This window comes from Burkholderia sp. AU16482 (genome assembly GCF_002223285.1).
GTDB lineage: Bacteria > Pseudomonadota > Gammaproteobacteria > Burkholderiales > Burkholderiaceae > Burkholderia > Burkholderia semiarida.
This window is the reverse complement of sequence record NZ_NKEY01000006.1, coordinates 1,500,933-1,516,903: the sequence shown is the minus strand read 5'-3', so window position 1 is coordinate 1,516,903 and position 15,971 is coordinate 1,500,933. Positions and strand designations below refer to the sequence as shown.

Genomic DNA, 15,971 nt, shown 5'->3' with positions numbered 1-15,971 from the left:
GAAATTAGAGGGACGCATCACCCTGCTCAACGAATACGTTCATATGTGTAATAAATCGAACATTCATTGTCAGTCTTATCGACGTGCTTTCGCGTCAAATTCAGGGCTTACCCTAGGTTTTGGCCCAAAAAACCGAGTGCTATGATCGCGGCCTCACTGGAATGTATCGTTTATTACATGTCGGATTGGCAGCGTCGACACGTAGTTGCGCACCGGTGCATTCCCGCATGGCCCGGCTTATTCGTCTGGAGGATCCCGTCATGAGGCGGCTCGTAATACTCACCCTGTTGTCGGCGATGAGCGTGTGCGCGTTCGCCGCGTCGGACCCGGCGGTCGAAGCGAAGAACGGCATGGTCGTGTCGTCGCAGCACTTCGCGTCGCAGATCGGCGTCGACATCCTGAAGGCAGGCGGCAACGCGGTGGACGCGGCGGTCGCCGTCGGCTATGCGCAGGCGGTGACCAATTCGTGCTGCGGCAACATCGGCGGCGGCGGTTTCATGACGATCCATCTGGCCGACGGTCGCGACCGCTTCATCAATTTCCGCGAGACGGCGCCGGCCGCGGCGTCCGCGAACATGTATCTCGATGCGTCGGGCAACGTCATTCCGGAGCAGAGCCTGTACGGCTATCGCGCGGTCGGCGTACCGGGTACGGTGGCCGGCCTCGATCTCGCGCAGCGCAAGTACGGGAAGCTGACGCGCCGGCAGGTGATGGCGCCGGCGATCCGGCTCGCGCGTGACGGCTTCGTGCTGACGCGCGGCGATACCGACATCCTCGACACGACGGTCGAGCGCTTCAGGAAGGATCCCGAAGCCGCACGCATCTTCCTGCGCCCGGACGGCACGGCGCTGCAGCCGGGCGACCGCCTGGTGCAGAAGGATCTGGCCCGCACGCTCGAACGCATCGCGGAGCAGGGGCCCGACGCGTTCTATCACGGCGAGATCCCGAAGATCGTCGAGGCGGCCGCCAAGCGCGGCGGCGGCGTGATCGCGGCGGCAGACTTCGCGTCCTATCGCGCGCAGGACATGGCGCCGCTGACGTGCACGTATCGCGGCTACGAGTTCGTGTCGGCGCCGCCGCCGAGCTCGGGCGGCGTGACGATGTGCGAGACGCTGAACATCCTCGAAGGGTATGACCTGCGCAAGCTCGGCTACCACTCGGCCGCGGCGGTCCACTACATGACCGAAGCGATGCGCCACGCGTACGAAGACCGCAACACGCTCCTCGGCGATCCGGACTTCATCGACAACCCGGTCGCGAAGCTGACGAGCAAGGAATACGCGGCGCAGATCCGCAAGAGCATCCATGCGGATACGGCCACGCCGTCGGTCGACGTGCAGCCCGGTGTCGGCGTGCACGAGAAGCCGGAAACGACGCATTACTCGATCGTCGACCACGACGGCAATGCGGTGTCGACGACCTATACGGTCAACGGCCGCTTCGGCGCCGTGGTCATCGCGCCGGGCACCGGTTTCTTCCTCAACGACGAGATGGACGACTTCACCGTGAAGGTCGGCGCGCAGAACCTGTTCGGCCTCGTGCAGGGCACGCGCAATTCGATCGCGCCGGGCAAGCGTCCGCTGTCGTCGATGGCGCCGACCATCGTGAAGAAGGACGGCAATGTGTTCATGGTGGTCGGCTCGCCGGGCGGCTCGCGCATCATCACGATCACGCTGCAGACCGTGCTGAACGTGATCGACTACGGGATGACGCCGCAGGACGCGGTCGCCGCGCCGCGCATCCATCACCAGTGGCTGCCCGACGCGGTCTATTACGAAACCTACGGCCTGTCGCCCGACACGCTCGCGATCCTGCGCAACATGGGCTACAAGATGGTCGAGCAGACGCCGTGGGGCGCCGCCGAGCTGATCATGGTCGGCCTGCCGGGCACCGAAGCGGCGAGCCGCCAGAGTTCCGGGAACGATTCGTCCGTGTCCGGCAACGTGCGTGTCGGCTTCATCTACGGCTACAACGACCCGCGCCGTCCGGCCGGTTCGGCGATCGGCTACTGACCCGACCGTTTCATCCCGAATCGCTGCCGCCGGCGTTCGCGTTGCCGCGAATGCCGGTGCGGCGGCAGCGCGCCCGTCGGCGGACATCCACCAGCCTGAGCGGCGCGCACCTTTCTTCCGTCAACTCCATCGCCATGCGGCGAACTCCGTCATGAACAAACGAATGTCTGCGGCAGGCTGGATCCTGCTCGCCATGGCAGCCGGCATCCTGATCGGCTACCTGATCTACACGCAGCTTCCGGACAAGCAGTCGGCCGCGGAAATCGCCGGCTACATCTCGCTCGTGTCCGACGTGTTCCTGCGGCTGATCAAGATGGTGATCGGGCCGCTGGTGTTCTCGACGCTGGTCGTCGGCATCGCGCACATGGGCGACGCGGCGTCGGTCGGGCGCGTGTTCGCGAAAGCGTTCGGCTGGTTCGTCACCGCGTCGCTCGTCTCGCTGCTGCTGGGCCTGCTGATGGCGAACCTGTTGCGGCCCGGCGAGAATCTCGGCCTGCCGCTGCCGGACATCGGCGCGTCCGCGCATCTCGCGACGTCCAAGTTCACGCTGAAGGATTTCGTCGGCCATATGGTGCCGAAGTCGATCGCCGAGGCGATGGCGAACAACGAAATCCTGCAGATCGTCGTGTTCTCGCTGTTCTTCGGCGTGGCGCTCGCCGCGCTCGGCGAGCGCGGCAAGATTCTCGTCGCCGCGATCGACCAGCTCGCGCACGTGATGCTGAAGATCACCGGCTACGTGATGAAGCTCGCGCCGCTCGCGGTGATGGCAGCGATGGCGTCGACCGTCGCGGTCAACGGGCTGTCGATCCTGCTGAAGTTCGCGGTGTTCATGGGCGACTTCTACGCGAGCCTCGTGCTGCTGTGGGCCGCGCTCGTCGCGGCCGGGCTGCTGTTCCTCGGCCGCCGCGTGTTCAAGCTGCTCGCGTTGATCAAGGAAGCGTTCATGCTGTCGTTCGCGACGGCCAGCTCCGAAGCCGCGTATCCGAAGATTCTCGACGCGCTCGACCGCTTCGGCGTGAAGCGCAAGATCTCCAGTTTCGTGATGCCGATGGGCTATTCGTTCAATCTCGACGGCTCGATGATGTACTGCACGTTCGCGTCGCTGTTCATCGCGCAGGCGTACAACATCCACCTGTCGCTCGGCACGCAGATCACGATGCTGCTAGTGCTGATGCTCACGTCGAAGGGGATGGCCGGCGTGCCGCGCGCGTCGCTCGTCGTGATCGCGGCGACGCTGCACCAGTTCAACATCCCGGAAGCCGGGCTGCTGCTGATTCTCGGGGTCGACACGTTCCTCGACATGGGCCGCTCGGCCACCAATGCGGTCGGCAACTCGATCGCGAGCGCGGTGGTCGCGAAGTGGGAGGGCGAGCTGATGTCGGAGTCCGAAGCACGCGCGCATGCCGCGCATCTCGATGCCGAACTCGAACGGCAGAACGGCGATCCGGCCTATGGCGCCGGTCAGACCACGGCGACCTGACGCTCAGGCCGCCAGCGCGTCGTCGATGCATGCCGCGAGGACCATCGCGGCGGCGTTGCCCGGCGTCGAGCCGAGCAGTTGCGGCGCATAGACGCTGTCGCCGATCTCGATCGGTCGCCCCGACAGCGCGCACACGCCGCGCTTGCGCGTCGTGAACAGGCGCCATTTCTGGTAGCCGTAGTGTCCGGTGCACGCGTCGCACCACGAAATCATCACGGTGTCGGCGGTCGGCCGTTCGAGCACGTCGATGGTCGGCTTGCTCGTCGCGTCCCACGACGGCAGCCGGTCGCGCGTGACGCTGCGCCGCCGCGGCGCACCCCATGAGACGGACGGCATGTCGAAGCTGCCGATCGCGGCGACGGTCATGAGCCAGGGCGCTGCACGGTTGTTCATGTCTCTGTTCCTCGAAACGTTACGCGGTGCCGCGACGCGCGGCATCACGACAGGCGGATGCGCGGCTGCACCCAGCCGTTGATCCGTTCGGCGATCCACAGCAGGGTCGCCTTGGAAAAACCGTGCAGCGCTTGCTGGTGCCGCCGGTAGAGCATCAGGTGGCTGAACTGCGCGAAGCGCCCCTGGATGAAGCCGCCGCGGAAGAACCCGAACTGCCCGAGCGTGCCGAATGCGTCGTAATCGCTGATCGACACCAGCGCGCCGAAATCGTGGAATGCGAACGGTGGAATCGGCGTGCCGTCGAGCCATGCGGGCAGATGCTTCGCGAGGTGCTCGGCCTGCTGCGTCGCGACCTGCGCGGTCGGCGGCAGCGGCCGTTCGTGGCCGTCGGGCAGCAGGCTGCCGCAATCGCCGATCGCGAACACGCACTCGTCGCCGGTCGCCTGCAGCGTGGGGCCGACGACGATCTGGTTCGCGCGGTTCGTGTCGAGCCCGCCCAGCGCCTGCATGAAGTCGGGCGCCTTCACGCCGGCCGCCCAGACCATCAGGTCGGCTTCGGCGAACGACCCGTCGCCGTAGTGGAAACCGTTCGCGTCGGCCGACGTGACGCGCGTCGACGTCAGCACGCGAAAGCCGATCTGTTCGAGCCGCCGCCGGGCCGACGCGGAAATGCGCGGCGGAAACGCGTTGAGGATGCGCGGGCCGCTTTCGAGCAGCGTGAGCTGCAGCCGCTCGCGTACCGTCTCGTCGCCGTACGCCTGCGCCACTTCCAGCAAGCGGCTCAGCTCCGCCGCGAGTTCCACGCCCGTCGCGCCCGCGCCGACGATCGCGACGCGAAACGGCTCGTCGCGCGCGATGCTGCGGAACACGCGCATCCGCAACGCTTCGTTGAAGGTCTCGGCCTGCTGCTGGCTGTCGATGAAGTAGCAGTGCTCGCGCACGCCGGGCACGCCGAAATCGTTGGCCTCGCTGCCGAGCGCGAGGATCAGCACGTCGTATTCGAGTTCGCGTGCGCCGATCACCACGTCGCCGTCCCGCGAGCGGATCGCGCCGAGCTGCACGCGGCGGCGCGCGCGATCGAGCCCCTTCAGTTCGCCGGGCTGGTACGTGTAGCCGTGGTCGCGCGCATGGGCGAGGAAGATCACCTGTTGCTGCTGGACGTCGCGCGTGCCGGCCGCGATCGTGTGCAGCATCGGCTTCCAGATGTGCGTTGGGCTGCGATCGACGACCGTGATCCGTGCCCGCCCGGACCGGCCGAGACGCTCGCCCAGGCGGGTCGCGAGCTGCAGCCCGGCGATCCCGCCGCCGACGATGACGATGCGTGTAGGGGTTGTCATGGATAAATCATCACGTGATGAATAAGGTATGATCCTAGCGCTTCCCGGCTCCGCGTGTCAACGGAGCGGGGCGGGCCGCCCGATTCCGGCACGTCGAAGCGGGGGCCGGACACGGGCATTCGAATCGTTCAAGGAGCAGGAAAAACGTGGCAGAAGTCACTGAGCGCGCGCCGTCGAAGCGGCGGACGCGCGGACGGCCGCTGGCGGATGCGTCCGTCGGTCCGGACGTGATATTGCGGGCCGCGCGCCGCACGTTCGCGAAGCGCGGCTACGACGCGACGAGCGTGCGTGAAGTCGCGCGCGAGCTGGGCATCGACGCGGCGCTGATCGCCCATCATTTCGGCACGAAGGAAACGTTGTGGCTGGCGGTCGTCGAGCAGATCGTCGAGCTGGCCGAACCGATGTTCGACGCGCTGCGTGCGTTGCGCGCGTCGCCGCTGCCGCATCGCGAGCGCGTGCGGCGCGCGCTCGAGCTGTGCGTCGATCACGAATTCGCGGAGCCGGATATCGGCATGTTCTTCTCGACGGCGGCGACCGAGGAGGGCGCGCGGCTCGACCGGCTGCGGGAGCGGCTCGTGCGCCCGTACCACGACGCGATGTTTCCGCTGCTGGCGGACGCGGTCGAGGCCGGCGCGATTCGTCCGGTCGATCCGAACGTGCTGTTCTTCATGATCGCGAGCGCCGTGGGTACGACCGTGTCGTACAGCCACATGATGCTGGAGTTCACGTCGCTGCCCACGCGGCAGCACGAATTCAGGCAGGCCGTGCTCGCGGTCGCGCTGAACATTCTCGGCGACTGAGCGCCGCGCGCGCGATGCGCGCGGTCACGTCGCCGCGATCAGCCCCAGCTCGCGCACCGCGTTCCGCGCGCTCTCGCGCAGCGCATCGACGAGCGGCGACGGCGCGCGGTATGCGATCGCCAGCTCGTACGCGAGCGGGCTGCCCGCGCCCTTCAGTTCGCAGAACGTAATGCCTCGCGGCTGCATCGGCACGAACAGGCGCGGCATCAGCGCGACGCCGATGCCGCCCGCGACGAGCCCGGCCGTCGTCTGCATCTGGCGCGGCTGCTGGACCACGCGCGGCGCGAAGCCCGCCTGCGCGCACGCCGTCACGATCAGCGCGTGCATGCCGGGCCCGTGGTGCGCGGCAAACATGACCCACGGTTCATCCGCCAGCTCGGCCAGCGCGATGCGGCGGCGCCGCGCGAGCCGGTGGCCGTCGGGCAGCGCGGCCACCATCCGGTCGCGCAGCAGCGGCTCGACATGCACGTCGCCGGCATCGGCCACCGGCAGCACGACGATGCCGACGTCCGTGCGGTCCTGACGCAGCGCGAGCATCTGTTCGGCGGTCGTGCCTTCCTCGAGCTGGAAATCGACGTCCGGATGGCGCTCCTGGAACGCGCGCAGGATCAGCGGCAACAGCGCGTTGACCGTGCTGTCGACGAAGCGCAGCCGCAGCGTGCCGCCGAGGCCGGCGCCCGCGCGGCGCGCCACGGCCACCGCGCGCTCGGCCTGTTCGAGCGCGCGCCGCGCTTCGAGCAGGAACGCTTCGCCGGCCGGCGTGAGCCGCGAGCCGCGGTTGTCGCGCTCGAGCAATGCGACGCCCAGTTCGTCCTCGAGCTTGCGGATCGCCGCGCTGAGCGGCGGCTGAGCCATGTGCAGTCGCTCGGCCGCGCGCCGGAAGCCGAGCGTTTCGGCGACCGCGATGAATTGCCGGAACTGGCGCAGATCGATCATGCGATACCTGCCATGTATCAATAGATCATCGAATTCGTATTTTACCTATCACCCTGCGCTGCCCAGAATGTCCTTGTCGTCAACCGTCGATACTCGGGAGGGCAGATCATGACGGGCAATGAACAGCAGCGCACGGCCATCGTCACGGGCGGGTCGAGCGGGATCGGCTTCGCGATCGCGAGCCGGCTGGTGCGGGACGGGTATCGCGTCGCGCTCGTCGGGCGCGATGCGGCGCGGCTGGAGGCGGCTGTCGCGCGTCTGGGCGGAGCGGCAGTCGGGCAGGCCGGCGATCTGAGCGTGCGACGCGATGCGGAGGCGGTGGTGGCAGCGATCGTCGCAAGATGGCCGCGTATCGACGTCCTCGTCAACAACGCGGGGCGGACCGCCCGCGTCAGTGCGAATACCGAAGCGAGCGAGGCCGAGGCCGTGTGGGATACCGTGCTCGACGCAAACCTCAAGAGCCTGTTCCTGACGACGATGGCCGTGCTGCCGCACCTCGCCGATCGCGCGGCGCGAATCGTCAACATCGGCTCGATCGCGGCGCGCGCCGGCAGCCTGTTGCCGGGCGGCCTCGCCTATGCGGCCGCGAAGGCCGGCGTCGAAGGCTTCACCGTCGCGCTGGCACGCGAACTCGGGCCGCGCGGCGCGACGGTCAATACGGTCGCGCCCGGCTATATCGCCGGCACGCGTTTCTTCGGGGACGGCGGGGTCGCGCCGGCGGTCGCGGCGATGATCCGCGCGCAGACGCCGGCCGGCCGCGCGGGGCAGCCGGACGACGTCGCCGATGCGGTTGCCTGGCTCGCCGGGCCGCGCGCGTCGTTCGTCACCGGCGCGACGATCGCGGTGAACGGCGGCTGGCGCGTCGGGTGACGCACGGCATCCACGATCGGCGCGTCATTCGCAATCCGTCGGCGGCTTGTCGCCGAGCCAGCGTCGCGCGCCGGGCCCGTTGCGGCCCGCGCGGTCTTCCGGGTTGGTCAGCTTGCAGCGTTTCAGCGACAGGCAGCCGCAGCCGATGCATTCGTCGAGGTTGATGTAGAGCCGCTGCAATTCCTCGATCCGGCTCGCGACGCGCTGCTTCCAGCCGCGCGACAGCCGCTGCCAGTCCTTGTTGGTCGGCGCGGTGTCCTCGGGCAGGCTGACGAGCTGCTCGGCGATTTCGTCGAGCGAATAGCCGATCTTCTGCGCGAACACGATGAACGCGATCAGCCGCAGCACCGCACGCGAATAGTGGCGATGGCTCGAGCCGTTGCGGTGCGACTTGATCAATCCGCGCATCTCGTAGAAACGCAGCGTCGACGCCGGCACGCCGCTGCGCGCGGCCACTTCGCGGATCGACATCAGCGGCCATTGCGGGGTTTCCGGGATACCCATGACGCCCTCCGGGAAAGCTTGACTTGAAGTTAACTTCAACTTTTATGCTACGCGGCAGTTTAACCCGTCGCGAGGCATCATGCGCTCCTTTTCCCTACGCAGGACGTCGCCTTTGGGCGTGGCCTGCGCCCTGTTGCTGGCGTTGTCGGGCTGTCACGACGGCAAAGGCACGTCGTCGGCCCAGCCGCTGCCCGAAGTCGGCGTCGCCACCGTCGCGCCGCGTACCGTTCGCCTCGCGGACGAATTCAACGGACGCGTCGAAGCGGTCGACGCGGTCGAGTTGCGGCCGCGCGTGAGCGGCTATCTGCAGCGTGTCGCGTACAAGGAGGGCGACGTGGTCGCGCAGGGCGCGCTGCTGTTCGAGATCGATCCGCGCCCGTACCGGATCGCGCTCGACCGTGCGAATGCGCAGCAGCAGCGCGCGCGTGCGGCCGCGAGCCTCGCGAACGTGCAGCTCAAGCGCGTGCAGACGCTGATCGATGCGCATGCGACGTCGCAGGAGGAACTCGACAACGCGCGCGCCACCGCCGAGCAGGCGCGCGCCGACCTGCAGGCAGCCGAGGCGGCCGTGGCCGACGCGAAGCTCAATCTCGGCTTCACCGAAGTGCGCGCGCCGATCGCGGGCCGCGTCGGCCGCGCGGTCGCGACCGTCGGCAACCTCGCGCGCGCGGACGACACGCTGCTGACGACCGTCGTGTCGCAGGATCCGGTCTACGTGTATTTCGATTGCGACGAGCAGAGCTACCTGCGCTACAACGCGCGGCGTGCCGATCCGGCGCATCGCGCGATCGGCGCCGATCCGGTGCGCGTCGGCCTCGCGAACGAGACGGGCTTCCCGCATGCGGGCACCGTCGATTTCCTCGACAACCGGCTCGATCCGCAAACCGGCACGATCCGCGCCCGCGTGCGGCTGCCGAATGCGGACCATACGTTTACGCCGGGCCTGTATGCGCGCGTGCAGCTCGTGAGCGGCCGCGACCAGGATGCATTGCTGGTCGACGACAAGGCCGTGCTGACCGACCAGGACCGCAAGTACGTGTACGTGATCGGCCCCGGCGACAAGGCGTTGCGTCGCGACGTGACGATCGGCCCAGAACTCGACGGCGAGCGGATCGTCGAGAAGGGGTTGCAGGCGGGCGACCGCGTGGTGGTCGACGGCGTGCAGCGCATCTACTATCCGGGCGCGCAGGTGAAGCCGAAGGCGCTGCCCGCGCGCGCCGATGCCGACGCGCCTGCCGCGCAATGACGGGAGCGATACGATGGATTTCTCCCGCTTCTTCATCGACCGCCCGATTTTCGCGGTCGTGCTGTCGATCGTCATTTTCGCGATCGGCCTGATCTCGATCCCGATGCTGCCGGCCGGCGAATATCCCGAAGTCGTGCCGCCGAGCGTCGTCGTGCGTGCGACGTACCCGGGCGCGAACCCGAAGGAAATCGCCGAATCGGTCGCCGAACCGCTGGAAGAGGCGATCAACGGCGTCGAAGGCATCATGTACATGAAGTCGGTCGCCGGGTCGGACGGCAGCCTGCAGGTCGTCGTCACGTTCCTGCAGGGCGTCGATCCCGACACGGCCGCCGTGCGCGTGCAGAACCGCGTGAGTCAGGCGCTGTCGCGCCTGCCCGACGAGGTGCGCCAGTACGGCGTGACCACGCAGAAGCAGTCGCCCACGCCGCTGATGTACGTGAGCCTCTATTCGCCGGACAACAGCCGCGATTCGCTGTACCTGCGCAACTACCTGACGCTGAACGTGAAGGACGAGTTGTCGCGGCTGACCGGCATCGGCGACGTCGGCGTGTACGGCTCGGGCGATTACGCGATGCGGCTGTGGCTCGACCCGAATCGGCTCGCATCGCGCGGCCTGACCGCGAGCGACGTGATCGCGGCCGTGCGCGAGCAGAACGTGCAGGTGTCGGCCGGCCAGCTCGGCGCGGAGCCGTCGCCGAAGAAGAACGACTTTCTCGTGTCGATCAACGTGCGCGGCCGCCTGCGCACGGTGCAGGAATTCAGCGACATCGTGCTGCGCAACGGCGACGACGGGCAGGTCGTGAAGCTGTCCGACGTCGCGCGCATCGAGCTCGGCGCGGGTGACTACACGCTGCGCTCGTATTTCAACGACAAGCATTCGGCCGTGGTCGGCATCTTCCTGTCGCCGGGCGCGAACGCGCTCGACGTCGCGAAGGCCGTGTATGCGAAGCTCGACGAGCTGTCGAAGCGCTTCCCGCCTGGCGTCGCGTACCGCCCGGTGTGGGACCCGACAGTGTTCGTGCGCGAATCGATCCGCGCGGTGCAGCACACGCTGATCGAGGCCGTCGTGCTGGTCGTGCTCGTCGTGATCCTGTTCCTGCAGACGTGGCGCGCGTCGATCATTCCGCTCGTCGCGGTGCCGGTATCGGTGGTCGGCACGTTCGCATGGCTCTATCTGCTCGGCTATTCGATCAACACGCTGACGCTGTTCGGGCTCGTGCTCGCGATCGGGATCGTCGTCGACGATGCGATCGTCGTGGTCGAGAACGTGGAGCGCAACATCGCGCAAGGGTTGAGCCCGCGCGATGCCGCGCACCAGGCGATGCGCGAGGTGTCGGGGCCGATCGTCGCGATCGCGCTCGTGCTGTGCGCGGTGTTCGTGCCGATGGCGTTCATGTCGGGCGTCACCGGCCAGTTCTACAAGCAGTTCGCGGTGACGATCGCGATCTCGACGGTGATCTCCGCGATCAACTCGCTGACGCTGTCGCCCGCGCTCGCCGCGAAGCTGCTGCGTCCGCACGGCGCGCCGAAGGATGCGCTGACGCGCGCGCTCGACCGCGCATTCGGCTGGTTGTTTCATCCGTTCAACCGCTTCTTCGAGCGCAGCGCCGATCGCTATCACGGCGTCGTCGCGCGCACGCTGAAGCGGCGCGGCATGGTGTTCGCGGTTTATGCGGCGCTGCTCGCGGCGACCGCGCTGCTGTTCGACGCGGTGCCGGGCGGTTTCATCCCGGTGCAGGACAAGCTGTACCTGTTCGCGGGCGCGAAGCTGCCGGAAGGCGCGTCGCTCGCGCGCACCAGCGCGGTGACCGAGCAGATGACGAAGATCGCGCTCGGTACCGACGGCGTCGAGATGGTGCCGGCGTTCGCCGGGCTGAATGCGCTGCAGGGCGTGAACACGCCGAACATCACGAACTCCTACGTGATCCTCAAGCCGTTCGACCAGCGTCACCGCAGCGCCGCGCAGATCAACGCGGACCTGAACGCGCGCTTCGCGGCGATCGGCGGCGGCATCACGTATGCCCTGATGCCGCCGCCGATCCAGGGCCTGGGCAACGGCTCCGGGTACGCGCTGTATCTGGAGGATCGCGGCGGCCTCGGCTACGGCGAATTGCAGAGGGCGCTCGCCGCGTTCCAGGCCGCGGTCGCGAAGACGCCGGGGATGAGCTATCCCGTCAGCTCGTACCAGGCGAACATCCCGCAGCTCGAGGTGAAGGTCGACCGGCTGAAGGCGAAGGCGCAGGGCGTCGCGCTGACCGATCTGTTCAATACGTTGCAGGTGTATCTCGGCTCGATGTACGTGAACGACTTCAACGTGTTCGGCCGCGTATATCGCGTGATGGCGCAGGCGGATGCCGGCCACCGGCAGACGGCCGCCGACATCGCGAACCTGCGCACACGCAACGCGAAGGGCGAGATGGTGCCGATCGGCTCGATGGTGACGGTCGGGCCCGCGTACGGCCCCGATCCGGTCGTGCGCTACAACGGCTATCCGGCCGCCGACCTGATCGGCGATGCCGATCCGAAGACGATGTCGTCGTCGCAGGCGATCGCGAAGCTGCAGCAGATCGCGAAGGACGTGCTGCCGCCGGGCATCACGCTCGAATGGACCGACCTCAGCTACCAGCAGGTCACGCAGAGCAACGCGGCGATCGTCGTGTTCCCGCTGGCCGTGATGCTCGTGTTCCTGGTGCTCGCGTCGCTGTACGAGAGCTGGACGCTGCCGCTCGCGGTGATCCTGATCGTGCCCGTGTGCATGTGCGCGGCGCTGTTCGGCGTGTGGCTGTCCGGCGGCGACAACAACGTGTTCGTGCAGGTCGGTCTCGTCGTGCTGATGGGGCTGGCGTGCAAGAACGCGATCCTGATCGTCGAATTCGCGCGCGAGCTCGAGATCCAGGGCAAGGGTGTGGTCGAGGCGGCGCTCGAAGCCTGCAAGCTGCGGTTGCGTCCGATCGTGATGACGTCGGTCGCGTTCATCGCGGGCTCGGTGCCGCTGCTGATCGGCAGCGGCGCGGGCAGCGAGGTGCGGGCGGCCACCGGCGTCACCGTGTTCGCGGGGATGCTGGGCGTCACGTTGTTCGGGCTGTTCCTGACGCCCGTGTTCTACGTGGCGATCCGCAAGCTCGCGGGCGGCACGCCGGCCGTCTGGAGCGAACAGCATGGCACCCTCGAAGGAGAAAACCGATGAGCGCCGCTTTCCGTCTTTACGCGCTCGCGATGTCGGTGACGCTCGCCGCATGCGCGGTCGGCCCCGATTTCAAACGACCGGATACGGCCACGGCCGCGCGGTTCGCGCGCGATGCGCATCCGGCGACGCAGCGCGATGCGGCGCCGGCCGATACATGGCCCGATACACGGCCCGATATGCCGCCCGACGCATCGGCGGCGGCCGATGCCGCGTTCTGGCGCGGTATCGGCGATCCGGCGCTGACGCAGTTGATCGACGCGGCGCTCGCGGCGAACCTGGATCTGCAGGTGGCCGTATCGCGCTACGACGCGGCGAATGCGCTGCTGTCGCAGGCGACGTTCGACCGCTATCCGACAATCACCGCGAGCGGCCGGATCGGCCATCAGTTGATGAGCAAGGACCAGGCGTTCGGCGCGCCGCGCAGCCAGCGCGATGCGCCGACGTCGAGCGTGGGCATCAATGCCGCATGGGAACTCGACCTGTTCGGCCGCGTGCGGCGCTCGATCGAATCGCAGCGCGCGGAAACGGCGGCCAGCGCGGCCGACGTGCGCGCGGTGCGCGTCGCGATCGCGGGGGAGGTCGCGAGCACGTACGTTGATCTGCGAGGCTCGCAGGAACGGTTGCGGATCGCGCGCGAGAACGCCGACAACCAGAAGCAGACGCTTGCGCTGATCAATGCGCGCGTCGGCGCGGGGCGCGGCTCCGAACTCGATGCGGCGCGAGCGCGTGCGCAGTACGAATCGACGACGTCGCGGATCGCCGTGTACGAAGCCGCGATCGGCGTCGACGAGCATCGGCTCGCGGTGCTGACCGGGCAGACGCCGGATGCGTTGATCGGCCGGTTCGACCCGCCGAAGACGGCCGCACCGGTGCCGCTGCCGGCGCTCGCGGCCGACATCGATCCCGGCACGCCAGGCGACTTGCTGCGCCGCCGCCCCGATGTCGCGGCCGCCGAGGCGCGGCTGCATGCGGCGACCGCGCGCGTCGGCGTCGCGACGGCGGACCTGTTTCCGCGCTTCACGCTGTCGGGGCTGCTCGGCAGCGCGACGAGCAGCTACGGGTTCTTCCGCGCGGGCAGCGACACGAACCTGATCGCGCTCGGCATCGACTGGTCGTTCCTCGACGTCGGCCGCGTGCGCGCGCGGATCGCCGCGAGCGACGCGGAGGCCGCCGGCCAGCTTGCGCAGTACCGGCAGACCGTGCTCGGCGCGCTGGAGGAAACCGAGAATGCACTGCTGCGCGTCGCGCGCACGCGTGACGAGACCGCTCATCTCGTGCGCGCGGCCGACGACAGCGCGCGCGCCGCGCAACTTGCGCAGGCGCGCTTCTCGGCGGGCGCGATCGACTACTACGAAGTGCTCGATGCGCAACGGACGCTGCTGCAGGCGCAGGACGCGGCGGCCGACGGGCGGAGGCGCAGCGCGGCATCGACGGTCGCGCTGTACAAGGCGCTCGCGGGCGGCTGGCCGTCGGGTACGGGGCGGGGCGCACAAGGCCCGCTTGCTCAGTCGGAGAAGTAGCGCGAACAGTGCGGCGCGGCGATCGTGGCGTCGCGTCGCTCCGCGCGAAGCAACGCGCAGCGATCGGCGAGCAAGGCGGCAATGGCAATCGCATGAAAGGATCATCGTTCTCGCGATAAAATTCGATTGCAAATGCAATTAAGAGAGGAACGACCTGACATGAGCGCAACCGAACCCGATCTGTGGTTCTCGTTCGTCCGCGCGCACCGGACGATGATTCGCGAGATCGAGCGTCGCCTCGCGGCGGCGTCCCTGCCCGCATACGCGTGGTACGACGCACTGTGGGGGCTCGAAAGCGGGCCCGACGGCACGCGCCGCATGCACGAACTGGCCGATGTGCTGGCGATCGAGCGCTACAACCTGACGCGGCTCATCGATCGGCTCGAACAGGAGGGGCTCGTCACGCGCACGCGTTCGGCGGACGACGGCCGCGCCGCGTTCGCGAGCATCACCGCCAAGGGGCGGACGCTGCGCAAAAAGATGTGGAAGGTCTACCAGTCGACGGTCGCCGAGCTTTTTCTCGACCAGTTCACCGGCAAGGAGCGGGCGGCGATGGCCGTTGCGCTCGATCGCGCGTCCGCCGCCGCGCGCGACGCGGCAGCCGGAGTGAAGTAACGGTATCCGGCACACGGAGCGGCCGTGTGCCGCCCATCGAGCGCGGCCGCCGGCCGGCCATGCGGCACGAGCCGCCGCGTCGTCAGCCGTTCGAGGCGGGCTGACGCGGCGCGGCAGGTGTCGGGCGCCGCACGGGCGGACCAGGCCGCGCCATCTGCATGTCCCTCCTTCGAGTACTGGCATGTCGCCGGCATCGCCGGTTTCGGCATAGGATTGCAATTGCAACGATTGCAGTTGCAATGATAACCGATGACAAGGACCAACATGACCTCGACGCACTCCCTCACGTTCTATACGGCCGACACGCCGAACGGGCACAAGATCGCGATCTACCTGGAAGAGGCCGGGCTCGCCCACGATCGCGTGCAGGTGAACCTGTCCGCCGGCGAGCAGCGCGGCGCGGCGTATCTCGCGATCAATCCGAACGGCAAGATCCCGGCCATCGTCGACCACGACACGGGGCTGGCCGTATTCGAATCCGGCGCGATTCTCGGCTATCTCGCCGAGAAGACGGGCTGCCTGCAGCCTGAAACGCTGGCCGAGCGCACGGCGGTCCAGCAATGGCTGCATGTCCAGATCGGCGGGATCGGGCCGATGCTCGGTCAGCTGTGGTGGTTCCTGCACGCCTCGAAGACGGGCAATGCGGAAGCGATCGACCGCTACCGGAAGGAGGCGCTGCGTCTCTACGGCGTCGTGAACGGCCGCTTGTCGGAATCGGCGTATCTCGCGTCGTCGCGGTATTCGATCGCCGACATTGCCGCGTTCCCGTGGCTGCGCACGGCGGCCGAGCTCGATCTCGACCTTGCCGGCTTTCCTCACGTCGAGCGCTGGCTTGCCGAGATCGCCGCGCGGCCGGCCGTTCAGCGCGGCCTGAGCGCATGCCGGGTGCCGACGGCCGAGGCGGCGCACTGACGTCGCATCGCCGGCGCTGCCTGGGCCATGATCGCAACAAGGCGTGCGCTTCGTGTGGTCCAAATGGATCAGCACGTCGCGTGCGGGCGACGGGCAGAGCCGTGTGGTGCGGCGGCCCGACGCGATGCGCGCCCGATGTAGCGGCCGCCCGGGCGGGAC

At 68.2% G+C, this 15,971-nt stretch carries 13 protein-coding genes; 9 read left to right on the top strand and 4 right to left on the bottom strand.

What is annotated here, in order from left to right; translation table 11 throughout:
• Nucleotides 1-260 precede the first annotated feature (260 nt).
• Both ggt and CFB35_RS24225 read left to right on the top strand, forming a co-directional pair.
• A complete protein-coding gene (gene ggt, locus CFB35_RS24230) occupies nt 261-2,012 on the top strand; it encodes a gamma-glutamyltransferase (RefSeq protein WP_089465642.1) in 1,752 nt (583 codons plus the stop codon).
• A gap of 151 nt (nt 2,013-2,163) precedes the next feature.
• Nucleotides 2,164-3,492 (top strand): dicarboxylate/amino acid:cation symporter, encoded by a 1,329-nt coding sequence (locus CFB35_RS24225; RefSeq protein WP_059584840.1) that lies wholly within the window; start codon nt 2,164-2,166, stop codon nt 3,490-3,492.
• A 3-nt stretch (nt 3,493-3,495) separates the two neighbouring features.
• Here the strand turns inward: CFB35_RS24225 and CFB35_RS24220 are convergent, their stop codons facing one another.
• Together CFB35_RS24220 and CFB35_RS24215 are read right to left on the bottom strand one after the other, a co-directional pair.
• The gene (locus CFB35_RS24220; RefSeq protein ID WP_059584841.1) at nt 3,496-3,885 is read right to left on the bottom strand and encodes a DUF3331 domain-containing protein; all 390 of its coding nucleotides are present in this window, start codon (nt 3,883-3,885) and stop codon (nt 3,496-3,498) included.
• 44 nt (nt 3,886-3,929) lie between these two features.
• Nucleotides 3,930-5,222 carry an NAD(P)/FAD-dependent oxidoreductase gene (locus CFB35_RS24215; RefSeq protein ID WP_089465641.1) on the bottom strand — a complete coding sequence of 431 codons (1,293 nt, stop codon included), beginning with the start codon at nt 5,220-5,222 and terminating at the stop codon, nt 3,930-3,932.
• Nucleotides 5,223-5,368: 146 nt separating this feature from the next.
• Here CFB35_RS24215 and CFB35_RS24210 point away from each other — a divergent pair, with 146 nt between their 5' ends.
• On the top strand, nt 5,369-6,022 hold the full coding sequence (locus tag CFB35_RS24210) for a TetR/AcrR family transcriptional regulator (protein ID WP_059584843.1): 654 nt from the start codon (nt 5,369-5,371) through the stop codon (nt 6,020-6,022).
• 24 nt (nt 6,023-6,046) lie between these two features.
• Here the strand turns inward: CFB35_RS24210 and CFB35_RS24205 are convergent, their stop codons facing one another.
• Nucleotides 6,047-6,958 (bottom strand): LysR family transcriptional regulator, encoded by a 912-nt coding sequence (locus CFB35_RS24205; RefSeq protein ID WP_059584844.1) that lies wholly within the window; start codon nt 6,956-6,958, stop codon nt 6,047-6,049.
• A 108-nt stretch (nt 6,959-7,066) separates the two neighbouring features.
• On the opposite strand from CFB35_RS24205, the gene CFB35_RS24200 reads away from it, so the two are divergent.
• Nucleotides 7,067-7,828: an SDR family NAD(P)-dependent oxidoreductase gene (locus CFB35_RS24200; RefSeq protein WP_089465640.1), complete on the top strand. Its 762-nt coding sequence runs from the start codon at nt 7,067-7,069 to the stop codon at nt 7,826-7,828.
• A 24-nt stretch (nt 7,829-7,852) separates the two neighbouring features.
• On the opposite strand, the gene soxR is transcribed toward CFB35_RS24200, so the two are convergent.
• Nucleotides 7,853-8,332 (bottom strand): redox-sensitive transcriptional activator SoxR, encoded by a 480-nt coding sequence (gene soxR, locus CFB35_RS24195; RefSeq protein WP_059639703.1) that lies wholly within the window; start codon nt 8,330-8,332, stop codon nt 7,853-7,855.
• A 79-nt stretch (nt 8,333-8,411) separates the two neighbouring features.
• Here soxR and CFB35_RS24190 point away from each other — a divergent pair, with 79 nt between their 5' ends.
• The 5 genes from CFB35_RS24190 (at nt 8,412) to CFB35_RS24170 (ending at nt 15,812) form a co-directional block, all read left to right on the top strand.
• The gene (locus CFB35_RS24190; RefSeq protein ID WP_089465639.1) at nt 8,412-9,578 is read left to right on the top strand and encodes an efflux RND transporter periplasmic adaptor subunit; all 1,167 of its coding nucleotides are present in this window, start codon (nt 8,412-8,414) and stop codon (nt 9,576-9,578) included.
• A gap of 13 nt (nt 9,579-9,591) precedes the next feature.
• A complete protein-coding gene (locus tag CFB35_RS24185; protein WP_089465792.1) occupies nt 9,592-12,765 on the top strand; it encodes an efflux RND transporter permease subunit in 3,174 nt (1,057 codons plus the stop codon).
• Nucleotides 12,762-14,285 carry an efflux transporter outer membrane subunit gene (locus CFB35_RS24180; RefSeq protein ID WP_089465638.1) on the top strand — a complete coding sequence of 508 codons (1,524 nt, stop codon included), beginning with the start codon at nt 12,762-12,764 and terminating at the stop codon, nt 14,283-14,285. The genes CFB35_RS24185 and CFB35_RS24180 overlap by 4 nt, the downstream gene beginning before the upstream one ends.
• A 159-nt stretch (nt 14,286-14,444) precedes the next feature.
• Nucleotides 14,445-14,900, top strand: coding sequence for a MarR family winged helix-turn-helix transcriptional regulator (locus CFB35_RS24175; RefSeq protein WP_089465637.1), 456 nt, complete (start codon nt 14,445-14,447; stop codon nt 14,898-14,900).
• A 264-nt stretch (nt 14,901-15,164) separates the two neighbouring features.
• Nucleotides 15,165-15,812, top strand: a complete 648-nt coding sequence (locus CFB35_RS24170; RefSeq protein ID WP_089465636.1) for a glutathione S-transferase family protein — start codon at nt 15,165-15,167, stop codon at nt 15,810-15,812.
• Nucleotides 15,813-15,971: the final 159 nt, after the last annotated feature.

Coding starts and splice junctions, on each gene's coding strand:
- CFB35_RS24180 (WP_089465638.1), top strand. CDS start 12,762: ATGAGCGCCGCTTTCCGTCTTTACGCGCTCGCGATGTCGGTGACGCTC.
- CFB35_RS24215 (WP_089465641.1), bottom strand. CDS start 5,222: ATGACAACCCCTACACGCATCGTCATCGTCGGCGGCGGGATCGCCGGG.
- CFB35_RS24170 (WP_089465636.1), top strand. CDS start 15,165: ATGACCTCGACGCACTCCCTCACGTTCTATACGGCCGACACGCCGAAC.
- CFB35_RS24185 (WP_089465792.1), top strand. CDS start 9,592: ATGGATTTCTCCCGCTTCTTCATCGACCGCCCGATTTTCGCGGTCGTG.
- ggt (WP_089465642.1), top strand. CDS start 261: ATGAGGCGGCTCGTAATACTCACCCTGTTGTCGGCGATGAGCGTGTGC.
- CFB35_RS24220 (WP_059584841.1), bottom strand. CDS start 3,885: ATGAACAACCGTGCAGCGCCCTGGCTCATGACCGTCGCCGCGATCGGC.
- CFB35_RS24175 (WP_089465637.1), top strand. CDS start 14,445: ATGAGCGCAACCGAACCCGATCTGTGGTTCTCGTTCGTCCGCGCGCAC.
- CFB35_RS24190 (WP_089465639.1), top strand. CDS start 8,412: ATGCGCTCCTTTTCCCTACGCAGGACGTCGCCTTTGGGCGTGGCCTGC.
- soxR (WP_059639703.1), bottom strand. CDS start 8,332: ATGGGTATCCCGGAAACCCCGCAATGGCCGCTGATGTCGATCCGCGAA.
- CFB35_RS24205 (WP_059584844.1), bottom strand. CDS start 6,958: ATGATCGATCTGCGCCAGTTCCGGCAATTCATCGCGGTCGCCGAAACG.
- CFB35_RS24200 (WP_089465640.1), top strand. CDS start 7,067: ATGACGGGCAATGAACAGCAGCGCACGGCCATCGTCACGGGCGGGTCG.
- CFB35_RS24225 (WP_059584840.1), top strand. CDS start 2,164: ATGAACAAACGAATGTCTGCGGCAGGCTGGATCCTGCTCGCCATGGCA.